This window comes from Microbacterium sp. GXF7504, assembly GCF_054798235.1.
This window is the reverse complement of sequence record NZ_JBSJZI010000002.1, coordinates 403,219-425,963: the sequence shown is the minus strand read 5'-3', so window position 1 is coordinate 425,963 and position 22,745 is coordinate 403,219. Positions and strand designations below refer to the sequence as shown.

Annotated in this window: 17 protein-coding genes, 1 tRNA gene and 1 pseudogene; 4 read left to right on the top strand and 15 right to left on the bottom strand. The window is 70.0% G+C overall.

Annotated features, from left to right (window positions below):
• Positions 1 to 98 precede the first annotated feature (98 nt).
• A pseudogene (locus ACWAUO_RS06105) lies at positions 99 to 2,466 on the top strand (ATP-binding cassette domain-containing protein).
• A 20-nt stretch (positions 2,467 to 2,486) separates the two neighbouring features.
• On the opposite strand, the gene ACWAUO_RS06100 reads toward ACWAUO_RS06105, so the two are convergent.
• The 6 genes from ACWAUO_RS06100 to polA all read right to left on the bottom strand — a co-directional run bounded on the left by ACWAUO_RS06100 (position 2,487) and on the right by polA (position 11,530).
• The gene (locus tag ACWAUO_RS06100) at positions 2,487 to 3,839 is read right to left on the bottom strand and encodes an oxygenase MpaB family protein (RefSeq protein ID WP_460773924.1); all 1,353 of its coding nucleotides are present in this window, start codon (positions 3,837 to 3,839) and stop codon (positions 2,487 to 2,489) included.
• A 202-nt stretch (positions 3,840 to 4,041) separates the two neighbouring features.
• Positions 4,042 to 4,809, bottom strand: coding sequence for an SGNH/GDSL hydrolase family protein (locus ACWAUO_RS06095; protein ID WP_460773922.1), 768 nt, complete (start codon positions 4,807 to 4,809; stop codon positions 4,042 to 4,044).
• A gap of 9 nt (positions 4,810 to 4,818) precedes the next feature.
• Complete coding sequence (locus ACWAUO_RS06090) at positions 4,819 to 5,859, bottom strand: LLM class flavin-dependent oxidoreductase (RefSeq protein ID WP_460773921.1); 1,041 nt, start codon at positions 5,857 to 5,859, stop codon at positions 4,819 to 4,821.
• Positions 5,860 to 5,922: 63 nt separating this feature from the next.
• Positions 5,923 to 6,927, bottom strand: coding sequence for a magnesium/cobalt transporter CorA (corA, locus tag ACWAUO_RS06085; protein WP_460773920.1), 1,005 nt, complete (start codon positions 6,925 to 6,927; stop codon positions 5,923 to 5,925).
• Between the two features lie 248 nt (positions 6,928 to 7,175).
• Positions 7,176 to 8,852, bottom strand: coding sequence for a DUF885 domain-containing protein (locus ACWAUO_RS06080; RefSeq protein WP_460773918.1), 1,677 nt, complete (start codon positions 8,850 to 8,852; stop codon positions 7,176 to 7,178).
• A gap of 44 nt (positions 8,853 to 8,896) precedes the next feature.
• Positions 8,897 to 11,530, bottom strand: coding sequence for a DNA polymerase I (gene polA / locus ACWAUO_RS06075; protein ID WP_460773916.1), 2,634 nt, complete (start codon positions 11,528 to 11,530; stop codon positions 8,897 to 8,899).
• 56 nt (positions 11,531 to 11,586) lie between these two features.
• Between polA and ACWAUO_RS06070 the strand changes: the two genes are divergently transcribed.
• Positions 11,587 to 12,021 carry a PaaI family thioesterase gene (locus ACWAUO_RS06070; protein WP_460773914.1) on the top strand — a complete coding sequence of 145 codons (435 nt, stop codon included), beginning with the start codon at positions 11,587 to 11,589 and terminating at the stop codon, positions 12,019 to 12,021.
• Positions 12,022 to 12,090: 69 nt separating this feature from the next.
• On the opposite strand, the gene ACWAUO_RS06065 is transcribed toward ACWAUO_RS06070, so the two are convergent.
• Complete coding sequence (locus ACWAUO_RS06065) at positions 12,091 to 12,708, bottom strand: ANTAR domain-containing response regulator (protein WP_460773913.1); 618 nt, start codon at positions 12,706 to 12,708, stop codon at positions 12,091 to 12,093.
• A gap of 61 nt (positions 12,709 to 12,769) precedes the next feature.
• Positions 12,770 to 13,813, bottom strand: a complete 1,044-nt coding sequence (locus ACWAUO_RS06060; RefSeq protein WP_460773911.1) for an NAD(P)H-dependent flavin oxidoreductase — start codon at positions 13,811 to 13,813, stop codon at positions 12,770 to 12,772.
• Positions 13,814 to 14,142: 329 nt separating this feature from the next.
• Between ACWAUO_RS06060 and ACWAUO_RS06055 the strand changes: the two genes are divergently transcribed.
• Positions 14,143 to 14,226 (top strand) — tRNA-Leu (locus tag ACWAUO_RS06055).
• 58 nt (positions 14,227 to 14,284) lie between these two features.
• Here ACWAUO_RS06055 and ACWAUO_RS06050 read toward each other — a convergent pair.
• From ACWAUO_RS06050 to ACWAUO_RS06025, 6 genes are all read right to left on the bottom strand, one after another.
• The gene (locus ACWAUO_RS06050) at positions 14,285 to 14,437 is read right to left on the bottom strand and encodes a hypothetical protein (protein ID WP_460773910.1); all 153 of its coding nucleotides are present in this window, start codon (positions 14,435 to 14,437) and stop codon (positions 14,285 to 14,287) included.
• A gap of 157 nt (positions 14,438 to 14,594) precedes the next feature.
• Entirely contained in the window at positions 14,595 to 16,166 is a 1,572-nt protein-coding gene (locus ACWAUO_RS06045; protein ID WP_460773908.1) for a hypothetical protein, read from the bottom strand.
• A gap of 17 nt (positions 16,167 to 16,183) precedes the next feature.
• Positions 16,184 to 18,079 carry a choice-of-anchor G family protein gene (locus ACWAUO_RS06040; RefSeq protein ID WP_460773907.1) on the bottom strand — a complete coding sequence of 632 codons (1,896 nt, stop codon included), beginning with the start codon at positions 18,077 to 18,079 and terminating at the stop codon, positions 16,184 to 16,186.
• Positions 18,076 to 18,849, bottom strand: coding sequence for a hypothetical protein (locus tag ACWAUO_RS06035; RefSeq protein WP_460773906.1), 774 nt, complete (start codon positions 18,847 to 18,849; stop codon positions 18,076 to 18,078). The genes ACWAUO_RS06040 and ACWAUO_RS06035 overlap by 4 nt, the downstream gene beginning before the upstream one ends.
• Positions 18,846 to 19,397 (bottom strand): signal peptidase I, encoded by a 552-nt coding sequence (locus tag ACWAUO_RS06030; protein ID WP_460773904.1) that lies wholly within the window; start codon positions 19,395 to 19,397, stop codon positions 18,846 to 18,848. Before ACWAUO_RS06030 ends, ACWAUO_RS06035 begins: the two co-directional genes overlap by 4 nt.
• A 10-nt stretch (positions 19,398 to 19,407) precedes the next feature.
• Entirely contained in the window at positions 19,408 to 20,130 is a 723-nt protein-coding gene (locus tag ACWAUO_RS06025) for a SipW-dependent-type signal peptide-containing protein (protein WP_460773903.1), read from the bottom strand.
• 253 nt (positions 20,131 to 20,383) lie between these two features.
• Between ACWAUO_RS06025 and ACWAUO_RS06020 the strand changes: the two genes are divergently transcribed.
• On the top strand, positions 20,384 to 21,088 hold the full coding sequence (locus tag ACWAUO_RS06020) for an alpha/beta fold hydrolase (RefSeq protein ID WP_460773901.1): 705 nt from the start codon (positions 20,384 to 20,386) through the stop codon (positions 21,086 to 21,088).
• Between the two features lie 173 nt (positions 21,089 to 21,261).
• Here ACWAUO_RS06020 and pyk read toward each other — a convergent pair whose 3' ends face one another.
• On the bottom strand, positions 21,262 to 22,710 hold the full coding sequence (gene pyk / locus ACWAUO_RS06015) for a pyruvate kinase (RefSeq protein WP_460773899.1): 1,449 nt from the start codon (positions 22,708 to 22,710) through the stop codon (positions 21,262 to 21,264).
• Between the last annotated feature and the right edge of the window lie 35 nt (positions 22,711 to 22,745).

Sequence of the window (22,745 nt, the reverse complement as noted above, 5' to 3'; positions counted from 1 at the left end):
CGGCGGACGGATGCGGCTTGCCGACCGCGTTCGCCGGATGCTAGGCCGCGCGGCGGGGGTGCTTGACGGCGGCCGCGGCACGGTGGTCTGGTGATGCCATGGCCCCGGATGCAGCCCTCCATCCCGCAGACCGGCACGATGTGATCCGCGTGCGCGGCGCCCGCGAGCACAACCTCCGCGACATCGACGTGGAGCTGCCCAAACGTCGCCTGACCGTCTTCACCGGCGTCTCCGGCTCCGGCAAGAGCTCGCTCGTGTTCGGCACGATCGCCGCCGAATCCCAGCGGATGATCAACGAGACCTACAGCGCCTTCGTCCAGGGGTTCATGCCGTCGCTCGGGCGGCCCGACGTCGACGTGTTGGAAGGGCTCACCACCGCGATCATCGTCGACCAGGAACGGATGGGCGCGAACGCCCGGTCGACCGTCGGCACCGCCACCGACGCGAACGCGATGCTCCGCATCCTGTTCAGCCGCATCGGCGAACCGCGCATCGGCGGCCCGCAGGCGTTCTCGTTCAACGTCGCCTCGGCGCGGGGGAGCGGCACGCTCACCGTCGAGAAGGGCGGCTCGAGCACACCGGTGACGGCCGGATTCGAGGTGCTCGGCGGGATGTGCCCGCGGTGCGAGGGGATGGGCTCGGTCACCGATCTCGACCTCACCCAGCTCTACGACGCGTCGAAATCGCTGAACGGCGGCGCCTTGACCGTCCCGGGCTACACCGCCGACGGCTGGATGGTGCGGATCTTCTCCGAGTCGGGGTTCTTCGACCCGGACAAGCCCATCGGTGAGTACTCCGCGGCCGAACTGCACGACCTGCTGCACCACGAGCCGACGAAACGGAAGATCGCCGGGATCAACATGACCTACGAGGGGCTCATCCCGAAGCTCCAGAAGTCGATCCTCAGCAAGGACCGCGAGGCCATGCAGCCGCACATCCGGGCGTTCGTCGACCGCGCTGTCACCTACACGCCGTGCCCCGAATGCGGCGGGACGCGCTTGAACGACACCGCGGTCGTCCCGCATCCGGGGCCGGAACATCGCGGACCTCTGCGCCATGCAGATCAGCGATCTCGCCGGTTGGGTCCGCACGCTCGACGAGCCCCGGATCGGGCCGCTGCGCGCCCGACTCGCCCGGATCCTCGACTCCTTCGTGGAGATCGGACTCGGGTACCTCAGCCTCGACCGGCCCGCCGGCACCCTGTCCGGGGGAGAGGCGCAGCGCACGAAGATGATCCGGCATCTCGGCTCGGCCCTCACCGACGTCACCTACGTCTTCGACGAGCCGACCGCGGGGCTCCACCCGCACGACATCGAACGCATGAACGTGCTGCTGCAGCGCCTGCGCGACAACGGCAACACCGTGCTGGTCGTCGAACACAAGCCGGAGACCATGGCGATCGCCGACCACATCGTCGACCTCGGACCCGGTGCAGGGACGGCCGGCGGCACGGTCTGCTTCACCGGGACGATCGACGAACTGCGGGGGAGCGGCACCCTGACGGGACGGCATCTGCAGGACCGGACCCCCCTGAAGCCGGCCGTCCGCGCACGCACCGGCGTCATCGCGATCCGGGGCGCCACCAGGAACAACCTGCAGTCGGTCGACGTCGATATCCCGCTCGGTGTGCTCACGGTCGTCACCGGCGTCGCGGGCTCCGGGAAGAGCTCGCTCGTCCACGGCTCGATCCCGGCGGATGCCGGCGTGGTGACGGTCGACCAGACGCCCATCCGGGGGTCGCGCCGGAGCAACCCGGCGACCTACACCGGCCTGCTGGAACCGATCCGGAAGGCCTTCGCGAAGGCGAACGGCGTGAAACCGGCGCTCTTCAGCGCGAACTCGGAGGGCGCGTGCCCTGCGTGCAACGGCGCCGGCGTCGTCTACAGCGATCTCGGCATCATGAGCACCGTCGCCACGACGTGCGAGGTCTGCGAAGGCCGCCGGTTCGCGGCATCCGTGCTCGAGTACCGGTTCGGGGGGAAGGACATCAGCGAGGTGCTCGGGATGTCGGTGGCGGACGCGCACGCCTTCCTCGCGGCGGGGGAGGGGCGGCTGCCCGCGGCGGCGACGATCCTCGGCCGGCTCGAGGACGTCGGCCTCGGCTATCTCTCCATCGGCCAGCAGCTCACGACCCTCTCCGGAGGGGAGCGTCAGCGACTCAAACTCGCGACCCACATGGGTTCACCCGGCGGCGTCTACGTGCTCGACGAGCCGACCACCGGTCTGCACCTGGCCGATGTGGCGCATCTGCTGGGGTTGCTCGACCGCCTCGTCGACGACGGCCGCACGGTGATCGTCATCGAGCACCATCAGGCCGTCATGGCCCACGCGGACTGGATCATCGACGTGGGACCGGGCGCCGGGCACGACGGCGGCAGGATCGTCTTCGAGGGGACGCCCGCCGAGCTCGTCGCCGCACGCAGCACGCTCACCGGCGAGCACCTCGCCCGCTACGTCTCCGGCTGACGACCGGCAGGGGAGCGGTGCTACCCCGGGCTTTCCGCGAGCGCCCGGTCGTGGCCTGCGAAGGTCGGACCGCGCCCGCCGTCCTGCTCGGCGGCGAGCTTCGTGAAGGCCCGGTGGATGACGGCCCAGTACGTGTCGCCGTCGCGCCGACGACGGTCCGCGCGGCGCGCGTAACCGGGGAGGCGGGCGTCCAGGTTCGCCGTGCGCGCGAGCATCCTGATCAGTCCGGGTGCGAGACGTCCGGCCGGCGTCGCATGGTCCGTGCCGGTGATCCGGCCGCCCAGGAAGTCGCCGCCGATGAAGAAGTACAGCCCGTGCAGGGCGTGTTCCAGCGTCCGCTTCACCTGCCGGTCGAACACCGGGACCCGGAACGTGTCGAGGAGTGTCCGCACGAGCAGATCGGAGACGCCGTTCAGCGCTTCCGCGTACTCGGAGGGCGGCTCCATGACGCTGTACGTGTAGTCGAGCACCTCGAGGCCTTCGGTGATGTTGCGGGGGATGATCGCTTCGCGGATGCCGAGGAGGTGCCCGATGTACGACCAGAAGACGTTGAGGTCCTCCATGTCGCGGTACCGGTAGTGGCGGCCGAAGTTGATGTCGTACATGAGGTTGGCGATCCCGAAGGACGGGATGCCGCCCGCCAGCTCGGCGTTGGCGATCGGCACGCCGTGCGTCGCCACCCATTCCTCACCCCACTTGCGGCGCAGCATCGCCCGGACCTGGGCGTGCATGAGCCGTACCCTGACGGCGTTCTTGTACGCGATGCCGAACCGGTCGAGCGCCCCGGGTGCAGGCAGGTGGACCCAGAACTCCGCGGACTCCAGCGAGCGGTTGATCATGTCGCGCTGCATCCGGCCCATCGTGCCGACGGCGCTGCCGACCGAGCCGCCCTGCACCGTCGCGATCGTGTTGAGGAAGATCAGGGACGCCTTGCCGGCCGGCGTCACCGCGTTCGCGACGATCGCCCCGCGGTCGACGCGGTCCATGGTGATCCACGGGGGCGGGTTGTCCAGGTGTTCGAACAGCGCGACGAGCGCGGCGGGCGGATCCGGGACGCTGTCCAGCCCGTTGGACAGCGCCTGTTCGAACATCGCGCGGCCGTGCGTGGCGGGCAATTCGCGGAACGACGCGACGAGCGCGTCCATCTCCGGGTCGCCGACCCACAGATGGTCCTGCATCCGTGCCACGATCCCGTCGGTGTCGGGCATGCGGTCCTGCACGTCGATCCAGCCGTCGAGCAGCCGGTGGCGGACGGGCGTCCAGCGCGGATTGAACCGAGGACGTTCAGCGGGTGCCGGACGCAGCGGCCGTCGCAGCACGGGGTCGATGGGCGCACCGGGTGCAGCCGCTGGTGCGAGCGGGTCGAGCATCATCGCTCCCGTCGTCGGTGACGTGGTCCTCGACGTCATCGTGCGCGGATCACGTCGCGTCAACGCTTTCGAGCGAATCGGTGGACTGCGCGCTGATCTGGGATTTGCTGCGGCAGTTATTGCCGATAATGCACATTATGTCATTACAAGTTCACCGACGTTCACATACGCGCCCGCCCAGGACGCGTTGCTGCTCCCCGCTCGGTCAGGACGCGGGCTGCGGCGCGAGTTCGACCCACTCGCCGAACTTCGCGACCCGTCCGTCGCCGGACGAGCGTCCGGTCAGCCGCCGCTTCACCCACGGACCGACGTGCGTGCGGTAATACGCGAGCCCTCCGAGATGCGCGTTCGTGGTGTCCGCCGGCAGCGACCACCACTCGGCGGGCGGCTCGAGCCCGAGCGCGGTCAGCACCCGCGCGGCGACGCGGTGATGGCCGCGCGCGTTCATGTGCAAGCGGTCCGCCGCCCAGTAGCCCGGCGTCGCCAGTTCGCGGTCGGGCCAGTTCAACGCCCGCACGACATCTGGCCGGTCCCCCAGCCGCGCCACCACCGCATCCGACAGCTCGTCACCGCGCCGTTGGATGAGCCGCGACAACGGCAGCTGGCCGGCCGGGTTCGCCCCGGAGAGCAGGATCAACGTCACGCCCTCCTCGTCGCAGCGGCGCAGCACGTGCGAGAACGCGTCGACGACGTGCTCGATCGTCGTCCGCGGCCGCAGGATGTCGTTGCCGCCCCCGTTGAACGACAGGTGCGTCGGCTTCATCGCGAGCGCCGGCTCCAGCTGCTCCTCGACGATGGGCCAGACGAGCTTGCCGCGGATGGCGAGGTTCGCGTAGGCGACCGGCTCCCCCGAGGCATCCGCCCATCCCTGCGCGGTGATGTCGGCCCAGCCCCGGGCCGTCCCGTCGGCGAGCTCGTCGCCGACCCCTTCGGTGAACGAGTCGCCGATGGCGACGTAGCGGACGGATGCCATGCGTCGAGCCTAGGCGGCTTCGGCGAGCAGCTCGCGCACACGTGGCACCACGGCCGTCGCGTACAGCTCGATCGAGCGCAGCATCCGCTCGTGCGAGAGCGGCCCGTTCGAGAACTTCAGGTCGAACCGGTCGAGGCCCAGCATCCGCACCGTGTCGGCGATCTTGCGGGCAACGGTCTCCGGCGACCCGGCGTACACCGCACCCTGCGGGCCGACGTCGCGCTGGAACTGCAGCCGGCTGTACGGCGGCCATCCCCGCTCGGCGCCGATCGCGTTCCGGTTCACCTCGATGGCCGGATACAGCTCTTCCCAGGCCTGCTGGTCGGTCTCGGCGATGTGCCCCGGCGAGTGGACGCCGACCGGCAGCCGGCCGTGGCCGAACTCCCCCGACGCGCGGTGGAAGAGGTCGACGAACGGCTTGAACCCCGCCGCCGGTCCCCCGATGATCGCCAGCAGCAGGCCGTAGCCGTACCGCGCCGTCCGCACCACGGACTCCGGTGACCCGCCGACCCCGATCCAGGTGCGGATGCCGTGCTCGGTCTTCGGGAACACGTCCGCTCGTTCGAGCGACGCCCGGGTCCGGCCCTGCCAGGTGACCGGCTGCTCCTCGAGCAACCGACTGAACAGCTCGAGCTTCTCCTCGAAGAGCACCTCGTAGTCGGACAGGTCGTAGCCGAACAGCGGGAACGACTCGATGAACGAGCCACGGCCGAGGATCACCTCCGCCCGCCCGCGCGAGATCGCGTCGAGCGTCGCGAACCGCTCGTACAGCCGCACCGGATCATCCGAGGACAGCACGGTCACCGCGGTCCCGAGGTGGATGTGCTCGGTACGAGCGGCGGCGGCCGCGAGCACGATCTCGGGGCTCGAGACCGCGAACTCCCGACGGTGGTGCTCCCCCACGCCGAAGAAGTCGAGCCCCAACTCATCGGCCAGCTCCGCCTGCTCGACGATGTCGCGGATCGTCTGGGCGTCGCTCTTGGGCGCGCCGTCCTCCCCCACCGTCACGTCACCGAACGTGTCCAGCCCGAACTCCACCGCCTGTGCCATGGCAGCCACCTTTCATTCAGAAGAATGGAACGGCGCGGCGGCGCCACGCATTCCCGCGATCGCTCAGAGCCAGCGCTTCTTCCGGAAGATCACGAACAGCGTGCCCGCGAACCCGAGCATCAGCGCGACCGCGAGCGGATAGGCGAACGGCCATTCCAATTCCGGCATGTACTCGAAGTTCATCCCGTACACCGTGCCGATGAGCGTCGGCGCGAAGATGATCGCCGCCCACGACGAGATCTTCTTGATCTCGTCGTTCTGCGCGAGCGCGGCCTCGGTCTGCCGACGGGCGACGAGCGCCGAGTGCACGGTCAGCGCGTTCTCCAGGATCTCCCGGAACGACGCGATGCGCTCGGCGATGCGGATGACGTGGTCCTCCACGTCGCGGAGGGCCCGCTGCAACTCGACGTCGACCCGGTAGCGCGTCGACCCCTTCTGCAGGAACTCGAGGATGCGTGTGAGCGGCTTCACCGCCCGCTGGAAGTCGATCACCTCGCGCGACAGCTCGTAGATGCGCCGGGACAGTGCGTCGTCGTCGGACTGTCCGAACAACTGGTCCTCGATCTCGTCGATGTCGTTCTCGAGGCCCGCCACGACCGGCGCGTATTCGTCCACGACCTTGTCGAGCACGGCGTAGAGGACCGCCTCCGGCCCCATCGCGAGCAGCTCCGGGCTCCCCTCCATCCGTCGCCGCACCGCCGCGAGGTCGGGCGCCTCCGCGTGGCGGATCGTGACGACGAACCCGGGGCCGACGAAGACGTGGAGCTCACCGAATTCGACCGTCTCCTCCGCATCCCGGTACCGGGCCGGGCGGAGCACGACGAAGAGGGTCTCTCCGTACCGTTCCACCTTCGAGCGCTGGTGTCCGGAGAGGGCGTCCTCGACCGCGAGCGGATGCAGCCCGAACTCCGCCGCGACGGATGCGACCTCCGCGGGGTCGGGGCGGTAGAGCCCGATCCATGCCATGCCGCCCACGGCATGGAGCGTTCGGTAGGTCTCGTCGAGGGTCGTCGGCGTCGCCACGCGTCGCCCGTCCACGTACACGCCGTTGTCGATCAGAGGTGCCATCTCACAGGTCCGTTCTCGCTGCGCGCGACGAGGTCGCGCGATCCGCATTGGGTCGCAGCACGCCGCCCGGACGCCGTCGCCGTCGACGTGCGATGCTCAGCGGGAGCGGTGCACGGAAGGTCGCGGCGTCCGGGCGGCGTCGATACTCTCACCGGCCATCGCCAGCACCTCCTCCCGTGTCGAACGGACCGTACGTCCCGGTCCAGCGGACAGCGTACCGCGCCGTCCCTCTCGGGGCGCTGGACGGATCAGGGGGTGAGGGCCTGACGCAGGGTGTCGAGACCGACCCCGCCGAGGTCGAGCGCGCGCTTGTGGAACGCCTTCATGCTGAAGGCCTCCCCCTGCGCCACCCGTACGTCGTCGCGGATCTGCTCCCAGATCCGCTGCCCCACCTTGTACGCCGGCGCCTGGCCCGGCCAGCCGAGGTACCGGTTCACCTCGAAGCGGATGAACTCGTCCGACATATTCACGTTCCGGCGCATGAACGCGAGCGCGTAGTCGGCGTCCCATTCCCCCTCGCCGTCCGGACGCGGCTTGCCGAGGTGCACGCCGATGTCGAGCACGACGCGGGCCGCCCGCATCCGTTGGCCGTCGAGCATGCCGAGGCGGTCGGCCGGGCGGTCGAGGTAGCCGAGCTGCTCCATCAGTCGCTCCGCGTACAGCGCCCACCCCTCGGCGTGTCCGGAGGTGCCGGCGAGGAGTCGGCGCCACGAGTTGAGTTCCGCCCGGTTGTACACGGCCTGCCCGATCTGGAGGTGATGCCCGGGAACACCCTCGTGGTAGACGGTCGTGAGCTCCCGCCAGGTGTCGAACTCGGTGACGCCCTCGGGGACCGACCACCACATCCGGCCGGGACGCGAGAAGTCGTCGGTCGGGCCGGTGTAGTAGATGCCGCCCTCGGTCGTCGGCGCGATCATGCACTCGAGCCGACGCACCGGCTCCGGGATGTCGAAGTGGGTGCGGCCGAGTTCGGCGACCGCACGGTCGCTCGTCTCCTGCATCCACCGCTGCAGCGCCTCGGTGCCGTGGAGCTTCATCGACGGGTCGGCCTCGAGGTGCGCGACCGCCTCCTCGACGCTCGCGCCGGGGAGGATCGCGTCGGCGATCTGCTCCTGTTCGGCCACCATGCGTGCGAGTTCCTCGATGCCCCACTCGTAGGTCTCGTCGAGGTCGATCGTGGCGCCGAGGAAGTTGCGCGAGTGCAGGGCGTAGAGGTCGCGTCCTACACCGTCGCGGTCGGTCGCCGCCGGTGAGAGCTCTTCCCGGAGGAATCCCGCGAGGCGGTCGTACGCCACGCGGGCGGCCCCCGCGTGGTCGGTGAGGTCTCGGGCGAGGGATGCGGGAAGCGCCCCTTCGGCGGGCGCGGCCTCACCGGCGAACCGCGCGAAGAACCCGTCGACGGCGGTGTACCGCTCGATCTGACCGACGACCTCGGTGACCTGGCGGCGGGCCGGGACGACCCCGCGGTCGATGCCGGCGCGGAGCGTCTCGACGTACCCGGCGATCGCGTCGGGCAGCGCGGCGAGCCGGGTGCTGATGACCGACCAGTCGTCGGCGGTGTCGGTCGGCATGAGGTCGAAGACCGAGCGGATGTCCTGGGCGGGCGAGGCGATGACGTTGAGGTCGCGCAGGTGGTTGCCGGCCTCGTGCAGCTCGAGCTGCAGCCGGAGCTCGCGGGCGAGGTCGGTCTGGGTGACGACGTCGACGTCGTCCACGGGGGTAGCCGCTTCGAGGTCGCGCAGGATGCCGCGCACCGCGTCAGCCGTCGCCTGCACGCCGTCCGGCGAGTAGTCGGCGAACCTGCCGTTGTGCTCGCTGCGGCCGATGTAGGTCGCGAGCGTCGGCTGCAGCTCGCTGATCGTGTCGACGTAGGTCTCGGCGATCGCGTCGATGGCGGTCGGGGTGCGTCCGTTCGCGTCGGTCATCCTTCGAGCCTACGCGGCGGCGTGGCGGCGTCCAGCGTGCGGCGTCAGTGCGCCGCTTCGTCCCAGTTCAGCCCGCGGCCGATCTGCACGTCGAGCGGCACGGAGAGCTGCGCCGCATCCGCCATCCGCGCTCGGACGACGGCCTCCACCGCATCCCACTCCCCCGGTGCCACCTCGACCACGAGCTCGTCGTGGATCTGCAGCAGCACCCGGGAGGCGAGGCCCGCGGAGGTGAGCTCGTCGTGGATGTGCACCAGTGCGAGCTTCATGATGTCGGCGGCGCTGCCCTGGATCGGGGCGTTCAGCGCCGCGCGCTCCGCGTTCTCGCGCAGCACCCGGTTGGGGCTGGTGAGGTCGGGGAAGGGACGCCGACGGCCGAAGATCGTCTCGGTGTAGCCGTCGATCCGGGCCTGCTCGACCGAGGAGCGCAGGTAGTCGCGCACCGCGCCGAACCGCGCGAAGTACTCGAGCATGAGCTGCTTGGCCTCGGACTGCTCGATGCGCAGCTGCTTGGACAGCCCGAACGCCGACAGCCCGTAGACGAGGCCGTAGGACATGGCCTTGACCTTCGTGCGCATGGCCGGGGTCACGTCGGCGGGCTCGACGCCGAAGACGCGGGCGCCGACGAACCGGTGGAGGTCTTCGCCGGCGTTGAACGCCTCGATGAGCCCCGGGTCCTCGGACAGGTGCGCCATGATGCGCATCTCGATCTGCGAGTAATCGGCGGTGAGCAGCGTCTCGTACCCCTCGCCCACCTCGAACGCGGCGCGGATGCGGCGGCTCTCGGCCGTGCGGACCGGGATGTTCTGCAGGTTCGGATCGGTGCTGGACAGGCGGCCGGTCTGCGACCCGGTCTGCAGGTAGGTCGTATGGATGCGGCCGTCGGCACCGATGGCCGCATCGAGCGACTCGATGATCTGCCGGAGCTTCGTCGCCTCGCGGTGCTGCAGCAGCAGGTCGAGGAACGGATGCGGCGCCTTCTCCTGCAGCTCGGCGAGCACGGCGGCGTCCGTCGAATACCCCGTCTTCGTCTTCCGGGTCTTCGGGAGTTGCAGGTCTTCGAACAGCACCTCCTGCAGCTGCTTGGGCGAGCCGAGGTTCACCTCGCGGCCGATCGCGGCGTACGCCTCCTGGGCGATGCCGTCGGCGCGCGCGGCGAGCTCCGCGGAGAATCCGGACAGCTTCTCGTGCGACACCGCGACGCCGGCCAGTTCCATGTCGCCGAGCGCGAGGACGCTCGGCAGTTCGATGTCGGCGAGCACCGACGGCACGCGGCCGGGCAGCGACTCGGCGACCGCCGCGCCGACGCGGAGGGTGAACCAGGCGAGCTGGCCGGGGGTCGCGCCCTCGTCCACCGGGACCAGCTGGTTCGGGTCGGCTTCGGGCAGCTTCTCCCCCAGGTACCGCTCGACGAGATTCGCGAGCGTCTTGTCCGGGAAGCTCGGCCGCACCAGCCAGCCGGCGAGGAGCGTGTCCATCGAGAGGCCGTCGAGCGCGATCCCGGCGCGACGCAGCGCCTTCACCTGCGGCTTCGCGTCGTGCAGCACCTTGGGTGCGTCCGACGAGAGCCAGTCGCGGAGCGCGTCGGCGACCGCATCCGTCCAGTCCGCCTCGATCGCGGCGTCGGCCTGCGCGAGCCCGATCCGCGACGGCACCCCGCCCTGGATGACGATCGTGACGCCGATCTCGCCGGTCGCCGCGTCGAGCCACGCCGCGAGCGTGGGCCCGTCCGCCTCGGTCGCGGCGGGCGCCTGGGCGGCGGGGACCTCCGGCTCGGAGGTGTCGACGGCGCCGGTCGCCTCGAACACCCGCGGGAGCAGGGTGCGGAACTCGAGGCGGGCGAAGATGTCGCGGACGGCCTGCGCGTCGAGCGGCGCCCGTTCCAGATCGCCGGGGCCGACCGGCAGCTCGACGTCGGTGAGCAGGCGGTTCAGCGCACGGTTGCGGCGGACGTCGTCGAGGTGCTCGCGGAGGTTGTTGCCCACGACGCCCTTGATCTCGTCGGCCCGGGCGAGCACCTCGTCGAGCGAACCGAACTGGGTCAGCCACTTCACCGCGGTCTTCTCGCCGACCTTCGGCACGCCGGGGAGGTTGTCGCTCGTCTCGCCGACGAGCGCGGCGATCTCGGGGTACTGCGCGGGTGCCACCCCGTAGCGCTCCCGGACGGTGTCGGGGTCGTAGCGCTTCAACTGCGACACGCCCTGCACGTTCGGGTAGAGCAGGGTCACCTCGTCGTTCACCAGCTGGATGGTGTCGCGGTCGCCCGAGCACACCAGCACACGGAACCCCTGCTCGGCGCCCTGCGTCGCGAGGGTGGCGAGGATGTCGTCGGCCTCGATGTCCTCCTTCTGCAGCACCGTCACGCCCATGGCGCGCAGGCACTCCTGCAGGAGAGGGATCTGCCCGGAGAACTCCGGCGGGGTCTCGCTGCGGTTGGCCTTGTACTCGGCGTACTCGCGTGTGCGGAACGACTGCCGCGAGGTGTCGAACGCGACGGCAACGTGGCTCGGCTTCTCGGCCTTGAGCAGGTTGACGAACATCGACAGGAAGCCGTACACGCCGTTCGTGTGCTGGCCGTCCTTGGTGGAGAAGTTGTCCACCGGGAGGGCGTAGAAGGCACGGAACGCGAGCGAATGGCCGTCGACGACCAGAAGGGTAGGCTTCGAGGAGTCGGTCACCAGTCAAGCCTAGACGTGGCCGCCGACACCCCGATCAGCATCCGTGGAGGAGGACCATGCCCGCTGCCGAGTCGTTCACCGACGGGTTGACCTGGATCCGGGAGCGCGGGGTCGGGGCGTTGGCGGAGCGGATGGGCTTCGAGTGGCTCGAGTTCACCCCGGAGATCGCGATCGCGCGGATGCCCGTCGCGGGCAACACGCAGCCGGTCGGCCTCGTCCACGGCGGTGCCTACGTCGTGCTCGCCGAGAGCCTCGGATCGATGCACGCGAACTACCACGCGCAGCACCGATCGGGCGACGAGCGGCTCCTCGCGGTCGGTGTCGACATCAACGCGACCCACACGCGCTCGGCGCGGTCCGGATGGGTCACCGGCACGTGCACCCCGATCCACCTGGGCCGGTCGATGACCGTGCATGAGATCGTGTGCCGCGACGACGACGGCAACCGGCTGTCGACCGTGCGCATCACGAACATGATCCGCACGGTCTGAAAACGACGGTGAGCCTGCACCCCGGAGGGCGCAGGCTCACGATGTCGAAGACCGCGGGAGCGGCGAGGCTCAGGCCTTCTTGGGCGCGAGCTGTTCGATGATCGCCTTGGCGACGTCCTGCATGGTGAGGCGGCGGTCCATCGACGCCTTCTGGATCCAGCGGAACGCCTCGGGCTCGGTGAGGCCCATCTTCTCGTTCAGCAGGCCCTTGGCCCGGTCGACGAGCTTGCGGGTCTCGAAGCGCTCGACCATGTCGGCGACCTCGGCCTCGAGCGTGATGATCTGCTCGTACCGGGCGAGGGCGATCTCGATCGCCGGGAGCAGGTCGTTGGGGGTGAACGGCTTCACCACGTAGGCGAGGGCGCCGGCCTCGCTCGCGCGCTCGACGAGTTCCTTCTGGCTGAACGCGGTGAGGAGCACGACCGGGGCGATGTGCGCCTTGCTGAGCTTCTCGGCCGCCGAGATGCCGTCGAGCTGGGGCATCTTCACGTCCATGATGACGAGGTCGGGACGAAGCTCCGTGGCCAGTGCCACCGCCGTCTCACCGTCGCCGGCCTCACCGACGACGTCGAAGCCGTTGTCGCGCAGGATCTCGACGATGTCCATGCGGATCAGCGACTCGTCCTCGGCCACGACGACCCGACGGGGGGCAGGTGCGGATTTCGCGGTTTCCTCTTGCTCAGTCACCTTAGAATCCTACGCCAACCGCGGGGATGCCCGTGGGAGCGCTCCGCCCGGAATGCGGGTGTCAGTCCGGGACCCCGGCGAGCAGCTCGGCGAAGACCTCGTCCGCGTCCTCCCGCGTCGCGAGCGGCGCCGGCTGGCCGAGCCACAACGACTGCAGGTCCCCGAGGCCTGCACGGCCTGCGGCGGCACGGAATCCGCCGGTGAGCCAGTTCTGCACCGGGAACGCTGCGATCGCGCCGGCCTCCTCGATCGTGCGCATCGCGCGGTTGCGTGCGCCACGGGCGAGCCGGCCGCTCATCGCCCGGGTGAGCACGGCGTCCTCCGCGGCGGTCGACGCGATCGTGCGGCGGTGCGCGTCGGATGCCGCCGACTGCCGGGTGCGCAGGAACGCCGTGCCGACCTGCACCCCGGACGCGCCGAGCGCGAACGCGGCGCGCACACCGCGATGGTCCGCGATCCCGCCCGCCGCGACGACCGGGATGCCGACCGCGTCCGCGACCTGCGGGACGAGCGCGAACGTGCCGACGAGCGACGCCTCCGCATCCCGGAGGAACGACACCCGGTGTCCCGCCGCCTCGAAGCCCGTCGCCACGACGGCGTCGACGCCGGCGGCCTCGAGGGCGACCGCCTCGGCCACCGTCGTCGCGGTGCCGATCACCGTGATGCCCGCCGCGTGCGCGGCGTCGAGCTGCGCGGTCGACGGGATGCCGTAGACGCAGCTGATCGCAGCCGGACGGGCCGTCACCGCCGCTTCCCACTGCACGTCGACCGGCGGCAGGAAGGTCTCGGGCGGCGCGGTCGGCGGTTCGACGCCGACCTCGGCGAACAGGTCGCGGACGGCGGCGACGGCCGCGTCGAAGGGCGCGCCGTGCTCGGCCCGGCCGAGCGGCAGCCAGAGGTTGAGGGCGAACGGCCGATCCGTCGCGGCGCGGATCGCGGCGGCCGTCTCGGTGACCCGGTCGCCGTCGTAGCCGTAGAGCCCGTACGAGCCGAGACCGCCGCTCGCGCTCACCGCGGCGACGAGCTCGACCGAGCTGAGGCCGCCGAACGGGCCGAGGAGGATCGGATGCCGGATGCCGAGGAGGTCGGTCAGGTCGGTGTGCATTCGGGTTCTTCCGTTCGACGCGTGCCGCACCGATCACAGACCTCGCCCCCGACGACCGCGCCGCACTCGGTGCACACGATCGAGAGCCAGCAGGCGGGGTCCCCTCCCCCGGTGCCGTGGTCGTGCTCGTGCTCCCGCATCCCGCCATTGTCCCCGCGTCGTCCGCGCGCGCCAAGCGCCCCGAGCGCCGCGGGCGGGTGGCGGGTGTGGACCGCGAGACTGCATCTGCGCCACGAGACTGCATCCATTGTCAGCAGTCTCGGCGCGGAGATGCAGTCTCGGCGCCCGTGCCGCACGCGGTATCGTCGTTGGGTGCGCATCGCGCACATGCCGGCGTGGCGGAATGGCAGACGCGACCGACTCAAACTCGGTTACCGAAAGGTGTGTGGGTTCGACTCCCACCGCCGGCACCAGCACAGACGGAACGGGGCGCCCAGCGGATCGCTGGACGCCCCGTTCCGGTTTCCGGGGTCAGTCCTCCTGCGGGACTTCCTCAGGGCGCGCCCGTCGGATGGCGGCGATCACGCCGCCCACCGCCAGCAGCGCGAGGCCGATCGGCAGCGCGGGGGCGAGCCCCGCACCGGTCGCTGCGAGCAGCGGCTGCGGCGTGGCCGTCTCCGTCACGGGCGCGTCCGGCGCCTCGGGCCCGGCAGGACCAACAGGCTCAACCGGCTCTTCGGACTCCGTCGGGTCGATCGGCTCCGTCGGGTCTACCGGCTCCTCGGGGTCTGTCGGGTCTACCGGCTCCTCGGAGTCTGTCGGGTCTACCGGCTCTTCCGGGTCACGCGGGTCTTCCGGGTCCGTCGGGTCTACCGGCTCCTCGGGCTCCGTGGGGTCGGTTGGCTCTTCGGGTTCGGTCGGCTCCTCGGGGTCCGTCGGGTTCGGTCGGCTCTTCGGGTTCGGTCGGCTCCTCGGGGTCCGTCGGGTCGGTCGGCGCTTCGGGGTTCGTCGGGTCCGTGGGCTCCGCGGGGTCAGCAGGCTCTACCGGCTCCTCCGGGTCTACCGGCTCCTCCGGGTCCGTCGGGTCTACCGGCTCTTCCGGCTCTTCCGGGTCACTCGGGTCTACCGGCTCCTCGGGTTCCGTGGGGTCAGTCGGCTCCTCGGGTTCCGTGGGGTCGGTCGGCTCCTCGGGTTCCGTGGGGTCGGTCGGCTCCTCGGGTTCCGTCGGGTCCGTGGGGTCTTCGGGGTCCGTCGGGTCCGTAGGCTCGTGCGGGTCGGTGCCGGTGAAGTTCGCGCCTGCGGTCGCGGTCACCGTCTGGCGTTCGCTCGAGTGGAACGTCGCGAACACCTGGCAGTCGACATCGCCCGGGATGCCGGGGCTCTGGTTCCAGCCGATGTTCGTCCGGGACGCCGGCGTTGCGGTAGCGGACAGGAACACGGAACCGGCGGCGTCCGCGGTGAAGCCCAGGCGGACGGTGGTCGTGGTCGCCGGGTCGGTGCCGGTGACGGTGAGCTCGCCTGCTGCAGCGTCGTAGACGGCGTCCCCGTCGACGACCTGGAACGTCCCGGTGGTGCCGTCGACATCCAGCGTGATGGGCTGACCATACAGGTTGGTGGTCAGTTCGAACTCGGCGCCCTCTCCCACCTCGAACGTCGCACCAGACTCCGCGAACGCCATCGTGATCTCCGGGTCGTCCGGGATCTGTGCCAGCAGCCGCGCTTGCTCGGTCGCGGACATGTTCTGCTCGCACGTCGCTGCCAGCTCCGGCTCATACGCCGGGTCTACCGGGTCGCTGATGCACCAGACGAGCACCTGCAGGGACGCACGCTGCGCCGACGTGGTGTCCTGTGCGGCCCACCGGGCGCCAAAATGCCAGTAGCCGACTCCGTTGTACGAGTGGCCGTTCTGGATGAGCCAGGCGATGAGCTTCTCCTGGTCCGCGCTCAGCTTCGGGTTCCCCGGCTTCCGATCGTACCCGGGAACGGGCATGCCCTCGTTGGCGAGGATGTCACCTTCCGGGGACGTGCCGGCGCACACCTTCGACCAGATGTCCGTGCAGAACATCCACTCGGACACCGCTCCGACACCTTCGACGTACCGGGTGCCGCACACGGCAGGGAACGCGTCGTCGGTCTGGTTCGCACCGTACGCGTCGAAGAGCGGGACGACCTTCCCCGCGTTGAACTCCGCCAGGCGCTGCCCATGCATGAGGGTCAGGTCTTCCACACCCCCGACCTGCTTGGTCGGGTCGTCATCGGTGTTCCCCGCACACAGGGGCGCGTAGAACTCGTCCCACGGGAGCGGGTCCGCCGCGGCGTACGCGGGTGCCGCTAGCAGGGTGCTCCCGATTCCGAGAGCGGCTGCAGTCACAGCGCCCGCGAGCCGCCGCCGGCTCGTGGCATGGTGGTTCATGTCGCTCGTACTTCCATTCAGTGGCTGTTGGGGCCGACGCTGGATGTCGCCAGCCAGAGGTTGAGCAGGGACCCAGCGCCCGGGTCGGGCCCGTCGAGCACTCCGACTCGGAGGGCGCTGACGAAGAACTCCCCGCCGGCCGGTTCCCCGAGCCGCCCGGGCACGCCAGGGTTCGGGTCCTGGTCCGGTTGAGCGTTGACGTCGATGGTTGCCACCTGGGTGAGCAGGTCGAGCACGTCGCTGAGTTCGGTGACCAGGGCCGTGACCACACCGGTCAGCCCGCTGAGCACACCGCCGACGAGACCGCCGTCCTCACCGGTCCCGAGCACCTCATCGAGCAGCGCTGCCAACGCCCCCTTCACGGCAACGTTTACGAGACCTTCCAGGCTGCCGGTGACTGCACCCAAAGCGACGTTCACGACGTCGATGAGCGCGTTCAAAACGGCTGTGATCCCCAACCACGCTGGCAGGTCGATGAGCCCCAGGAGCGTGGCTTCCTTGACTGGGTCAAGTGAGACGTCGAGCGTGACCGCCTGCTCGTCGTACCCGGCTTCGCCGAGGATCGCGCCGATGTCCCCGGTCAACGTGACGTGCACCGCCCCCGCGTCGACGTTCACGAGCGGGATGATGCCGAGGAGCGTCACGGTTGCGGTGATGGGGATGGCGACGTCGACTGTGAGCTTCACCTGCAAGATCGCCTGTCTCACCACGTTGCGGATGTCCAGGTACAGCTCGTCGATGACCGCGTCCACACGGCTGAGGATCTCTGCGAGAACCGGGGCGGTGAGCACGCTCGTGTTCGGTGTGAGCCCGTTGAGCGAGCCGTCGGGGCTTCCGTACACCTTCCCGGCGATCGTTGCGAGGTCGACCTGCACGGTTCCGCTCTGCAGGTCGATGAGAACCCCGTTCCCGCCGACGGGTGTGCGCAGCAGCGCGGTAAGCCCGCTGAGGTCCACGCCCTCGCCGATATCGACGGTGACAGCCGTGCCACCTGCAACCCCAAGTCCGACAGCGCGAAGGATTGCTGTTGGATCATCCAGCAGGTCACTAATCCCGCCGGTCAGCCCGATCAGTGTCGAGTTGATCCCCGTCTCGAGCACCTCGATGGTGCCGTCCAGTGCGGTTGCGAGGGCGCCGACGGTGTCGCTTTCCAACGTCAGGTCAAGACCTGCGATCCCGTAGTCGCGCTTGGCTGTGTCCGCGGTCATTCCGACCCACGCAGCTTCGCAGCCGTCAAGCTCAGCTTTCGAGGCGACGGCGCCGACGTTGAGGTTGAGGTCGGTGACGGTCGCTGCAAGCGGGCTCCCCAGGAGCACGAGGTCGCGCAGGTTGATGGTCGCGATGTCCGGGGTGCTCGGGTCACGGGCCATGTCAAGGTCGACCGCGCCCTGGTCACCCACAACCCCCGCCGCCCCGATCGACCGGCCATCGGGGCGGGCCTGCCCGTACTGGCCGTAAACCCCGGCACCGAGTTCGAGCGGGAGACCAAGTCCTGCGTTCACGCTGATGAGGTCAGAGAGCAGCCCAAGGTTCAGGTTCCGGGTGTACGTGTTCGGGTCCTCATCGAACCCGTCAGCGGTCCCAGGTGTCGGGATGGCGGTGCCGCCGTCGTTCTCCACGTGCAGGCCGCCGAGCGCTGCGAGCGGGTCGATCGGGACGCCGAGGAGTGCCGCGTCGAGAACGCGGCCCGTGGCCTGAGATGCGAGACCGTCCGCGACGGTGCAGTCGAGGGTGCCGACGGCGGCGTGGTCCCACTCGCTGTCGTTCCAGGACGCCTGGGAGGCGTCGACCGCGACGATGGTGGAGACGGTCAGTCCGAGGATGGCGGCGCTCGCGGCCAGTCCGTGTCGGACCTTCCGGCGCCGCGCGGCGGCGAGGCCACGGCGCAGGTCCTTGCGTCGGGTCGGGGTCATGCCTGTTCCTGCTTCATCCTGCGGGAGACGATGAGGTGTGCCGCGCCGAGACCGGTGAGACCGAGTGCGAGCAGCAGCGGCCCGAGGGGATCGAATCCTGTGACCGCGAGGACGCTCGGGAGCCGCTGCGCCCCGGCATCGTCACCGTCGACCGGGGACGCCACGCCGCCGGTGTCGCCGGGCGTCTCACCGGCGGGGTCGGCGCCCTGCGCCGTGAAACCGAACCCGATGGAGGCGGTACGGCGCTCGGTCGCGTTCGGCGTGCCGGCCGGGCTGGACAGGGTGGCGAGGATGTACTGCGGCGCGTCCACCGTCACGGGCGGCAGGTCCCACCGCGCGCCGGAGGTCGATGAGGCGACCTCTGCGACACGCGTGGTGGAGAGGATGGTCTCTGCGCCGTCGGCGCAGGTGGGGGAACCGTCGAGATTCGTGAATGGGATGTCGCAACGCCGGAGTGCGATGCGGAGTCCGTCGTCGTCCGTCACCAGGGCGCCTTCGGCGCGGAGCGTCAGATCGAGTGTCTCTGCGTCAGCATCTGAGACGCTTGCCCGGATCTGCCAATGGTGGGTCTCCCCCGGCCCGATGTCGTCGATCTGCTGCGGGGTGTCGCCCCAGGCGAGCTGGAGCAGACCGGCGCGACCCGTCTCCGTGATGGCAGTGAACGCCTGCGCGGTCTGGATCCCCGAGACGACGAGGCCGGAGGCGACCAGCAGGACGCCCGCGATGCGGAGTGCTCCCGGCAGGGTTCGCCGCGGGGTGGTGCGCGTCATTCGGCTTCCTGGGTCTTTCGTTGCGTGGAGGTGGGCCAGAGGCCCCAGGTGATGAGGGCGGCGAGGCCGACGGTCAGCACACCGAACGCGGCCGGGGTCTGCATCACGGTGAGGGCGGTGCCCGCGCCGGGGAGGCCGAACAGCACGCGCTTGACCTCACCGACCGTGTAGGGCTCGCGGTCCGGCCAGTCGTTGTCGTCGCCCTGCATCGTGATCGTCCGCTGCGAGGGATCCTCGGCAGCGCGGATGTCGACGATGCGGTGCGTGATCGGCAGCTGCCCCTCGCGCTCGACCGTGACGACGTCGCCCACCTCGAGGTCGGCCGCATCCGTCGGGATGCTGACGGCAGCCGCCCCCTGCGGGTAGGTGGGGGTCATCGATCCGGTGCGGAACGTGATCACCGTCAGCCCGAACAGCTGGGAGACGAGGAACCAGGTCAGGGCCAGCAGCCCGAGCGTGCCGATGATCCAGAGGCCGATGTCCTTGGACCGTTCGGCCGCCGACGTGGGGGCGGCGGCCGAACGGGGTTCCATGGCGGTCAGGTCCATGTCTGCCGGGTCAGTTGGAGGTGGAGAAGAATTCCCAGGCGGGCGCAGCGGTCAGCCCCTGGAGCGTCTGTGTCTCCTCGGTGTTCGGAAGCGAGATCTCGAAGCAGTAGTAGTGGATGGACTTGCCGTTCTCAGCGATCTCGGTCTCCGCCCCCCTCGTCCCGAGCAGCGCAGGGCCGTCAGCCCCCACGACCACAGGGATGTCAGCACCGAAAGCCTCGGCGTTGCAAGCAACCGGGACATCGCGGGAGTCGAGAGTTTGCACAGAGACACGAACCCCCAGGTAGTTCCAGAGCTCGGTCTCGGTGTGGGGACCATTGGCCGAGACGGCGCCCTTCAACAGAACCGAACCCGCAACCGAGCCATCGTCCGTCTTCAGCGCCACCGGCGCGTAGAACTTCTGCCCAGGTGTGAGAGCGGCGAGACTGCCGCCCTGGCCCGTCAGAGGGCTGAAGACCAGCCGCCCACCGTTCTTAGCCGGCTCTTCCGTCCAAGCATCATCCCAATCGAGCCCCGCCACATCCGGGTCAGTGTTCTGCAGCACCTTGAATGTGCTCGTCCCGATGCCGGGGTTGTCGGAACCGTCCGCCGCGCCACCCCACACCCACTCGCTGTCGGTCCAGCTCGCGAGGGTCATGGTGCCGCCCACGGCGAGGGCGAGGCCGCCGGCCATCACGGCCAGCATCCGCCGGCGACGGGTACGCGGATCGGTAGTCTTGTTGGTGGCTCCCACTGGTGCACTCCCTTTGTGTTCCGAGGCACGACTGCAGGGGGCTCGACCGAGTGGATTCCCGGTCCGGGAAGGCACTCCCCGCGGTGCCGCAGATCCGAAGGTAGGGACCGCCGGACCGCCGGGAACCGGAATTAATCCGCTTCAGGTAGTTCACGGTCGGGAATCGCGTAGTGCGCCCGGTGCGATTGCGTAATCCGCGGCTGACACTGCGTGACTTCTGTGCGCGCGTGCCGACGCCGGATACGCTCGCGGCGTGGTCACACAGCACACCGTTCGGACGGATGCCGGGACCCTTATCGCGTACGACTCCGGCGGCGACGGGCCCGCGGCCATGTGGTTCCACGGGTCACCGCAGACCGGACGCCTCATCGCGCCGGTGCTCGATGCGGCCACGGCCCACGGCATCCGGATGCTGTCGTACGCGAGGCCCGCATACGGCGGGTCGACGCCGCGGCCGGGCAGGCGGGTCGCCGCGGCGGCCGCCGACGCCGCCGTCGCGGACGCAGCGGGGGTCTCCCGGTACGTCACGATCGGCGCGTCCGGTGGTGCGCCGCACGCGCTCGCGTGCGCGGCCATGCAGGGCGCACGGGTGCCCGCCGCCGTCTGCCTCGCCGGGCTCGCACCCTTCGAAGATGCACCCTGGTGGTGGGACGGGATGGCGGCGCCCGGGGCGCTCCGCGCGGCTCAGGAGGGGCGGGCAGCCCGTGCCGCGTTCGCACTCACCGACGAGTTCGATCCCGACAGCTTCAACGACGACGACCGGATGCTGCTTGCAGGTCCGTGGGCCGCGCTCGGGGCGGATGTGGCGGCATCCGCCGAGTGGGGCGACGACGGACTCGTCGACGACGACGCGGCGTTCGTGCAACCGTGGGGGTTCGCCCCGGCGGACGTGCGCTCCCCCGTCCTCCTCGTGCACGGCACGGACGACCGTGTCGTGCCCCTCGCGCACGCCGACTGACTCTTCGCGGCGCTGCCGGACGTCGAGCGCTGGGTCGTCGCCGGCGCCGGGCACATCTCGGTGCTCGGCGCCCTCCCGGCGGTCATGGCCTGGGTGCGTGACCGGCTCGACGACTGAGCCCTGCAACGACGAAGGGGCCCCGTCTCCGGGACCCCTTCTCGCATCTGCGACCGTTACATGCCGGCCTTGTAGATGGGCGCGCGGCCGTTGACGGCGTCGCCGATCTTGTGGATGCGGATGTCGTTGGTGGAACCGATGATCCCGGGAGGGGACCCGGAGATCACGACGACCGTGTCGCCCTCGGCGGCCAGGCCGTTGCCGAGGAAGAAGTTGTCGACCTGCAGGTACATGAGGTCGGTGTGCGCGACGTGCTCGACCAGGGTCGACTGGATGCCCCAGGTGACCGCCATGCGGCGACGGATCGCCGGGTCGGGCGCGAACGCCACCATCGGGAACCGGGGACGCAGGCGCGACATGCGGCGCGCGGTGTCACCGGACTCGGTGAAGATGCAGACGAACTTCGCGTCGACGAAGTCGGCGACCTCCATCGCGGCGAGGGTGATCGCGCCGCCCTGGGTGCGCGGCTTCGTGTTGAGCGGCTGGATGCGCTCGAGACCGTGGTCCTCGGTCGACTCGATGATGCGCGCCATCGTCTCGACGACGCCCACGGGGTACTTGCCGACGCTGGTCTCGCCCGAGAGCATGACCGCGTCCGCACCGTCGAGCACCGCGTTCGCGACGTCGCTGGTCTCGGCGCGGGTCGGCACCGGGTTCTCGATCATCGACTCGAGCATCTGCGTGGCGACGATGACGGGCTTCGCCATGCGGCGGCAGAGCTCGACCGCGCGCTTCTGCACGATCGGCACGGCCTCGAGCGGCAGCTCGACGCCGAGATCGCCACGGGCGACCATGATGCCGTCGAAGGCGTCGATGATCTCCTCGAGGTTGTCGACCGCCTGCGGCTTCTCGATCTTGGCGATGACGGGGATCTTGCGACCCTCCTCGGCCATGATCTCGTGCACGCGCTCGACGTCGGCGGCGTTCCGCACGAACGACAGCGCGATGATGTCGGCACCGGTGCGCAGGCCCCAGCGGAGGTCCGCCTCATCCTTCTCCGACAGCGCGGGCACGTTGACCGCGACGCCGGGCAGGTTGATGCCCTTGTTGTTCGAGACCGGGCCGCCGACGATGACCTTGGTGGTCACGACGGTGCCGTCGGTCTCGACGACCTCGACCCGCACCTTGCCGTCGTCGATCAGCAGGAAGTCGCCCGGCTTGACGTCCTGGGGCAGGCCCTTGAACGTCGTGGAGACGAGCTCCTTCGTGCCGGGGACGTCCTCGACCGTGATCTTGAAGATGTCGCCGGGTGCGAGCTCGTGGGGGCCGTCGGTGAACCGCCCGAGGCGGATCTTCGGGCCCTGCAGGTCGACGAGCACCGCGACCGCCCGGTTGGCGTCGTCGGCGGCTCGCCGCACGTTCGCGAAGTTCGCGTCGTGCACGGAGTAATCGCCGTGACTGAGATTGAGGCGGGCAACGTCCACCCCTGCGTCGATGATCGCGCGGACCATCTCGTAGGAGGATGTTGCCGGGCCGAGGGTGGCGACGATCTTCGCGCGTCTCATCCGTTTATCGTGCTCCGGTAAATTGTTCGGTTTTT

What these genes read in the sequence shown, in the direction of transcription:
- ACWAUO_RS06035 (WP_460773906.1), bottom strand. Translation starts at nt 18,849, where the DNA reads ATGACGCGCACCACCCCGCGGCGAACCCTGCCGGGAGCACTCCGCATC.
- ACWAUO_RS06045 (WP_460773908.1), bottom strand. Translation starts at nt 16,166, where the DNA reads ATGAACCACCATGCCACGAGCCGGCGGCGGCTCGCGGGCGCTGTGACT.
- ACWAUO_RS06040 (WP_460773907.1), bottom strand. Translation starts at nt 18,079, where the DNA reads ATGACCCCGACCCGACGCAAGGACCTGCGCCGTGGCCTCGCCGCCGCG.
- ACWAUO_RS06100 (WP_460773924.1), bottom strand. Translation starts at nt 3,839, where the DNA reads ATGATGCTCGACCCGCTCGCACCAGCGGCTGCACCCGGTGCGCCCATC.
- ACWAUO_RS06060 (WP_460773911.1), bottom strand. Translation starts at nt 13,813, where the DNA reads ATGCACACCGACCTGACCGACCTCCTCGGCATCCGGCATCCGATCCTC.
- ACWAUO_RS06095 (WP_460773922.1), bottom strand. Translation starts at nt 4,809, where the DNA reads ATGGCATCCGTCCGCTACGTCGCCATCGGCGACTCGTTCACCGAAGGG.
- pyk (WP_460773899.1), bottom strand. Translation starts at nt 22,710, where the DNA reads ATGAGACGCGCGAAGATCGTCGCCACCCTCGGCCCGGCAACATCCTCC.
- ACWAUO_RS06080 (WP_460773918.1), bottom strand. Translation starts at nt 8,852, where the DNA reads ATGACCGACGCGAACGGACGCACCCCGACCGCCATCGACGCGATCGCC.
- ACWAUO_RS06030 (WP_460773904.1), bottom strand. Translation starts at nt 19,397, where the DNA reads ATGGACCTGACCGCCATGGAACCCCGTTCGGCCGCCGCCCCCACGTCG.
- ACWAUO_RS06070 (WP_460773914.1), top strand. Translation starts at nt 11,587, where the DNA reads ATGCCCGCTGCCGAGTCGTTCACCGACGGGTTGACCTGGATCCGGGAG.
- ACWAUO_RS06090 (WP_460773921.1), bottom strand. Translation starts at nt 5,859, where the DNA reads ATGGCACAGGCGGTGGAGTTCGGGCTGGACACGTTCGGTGACGTGACG.
- corA (WP_460773920.1), bottom strand. Translation starts at nt 6,927, where the DNA reads ATGGCACCTCTGATCGACAACGGCGTGTACGTGGACGGGCGACGCGTG.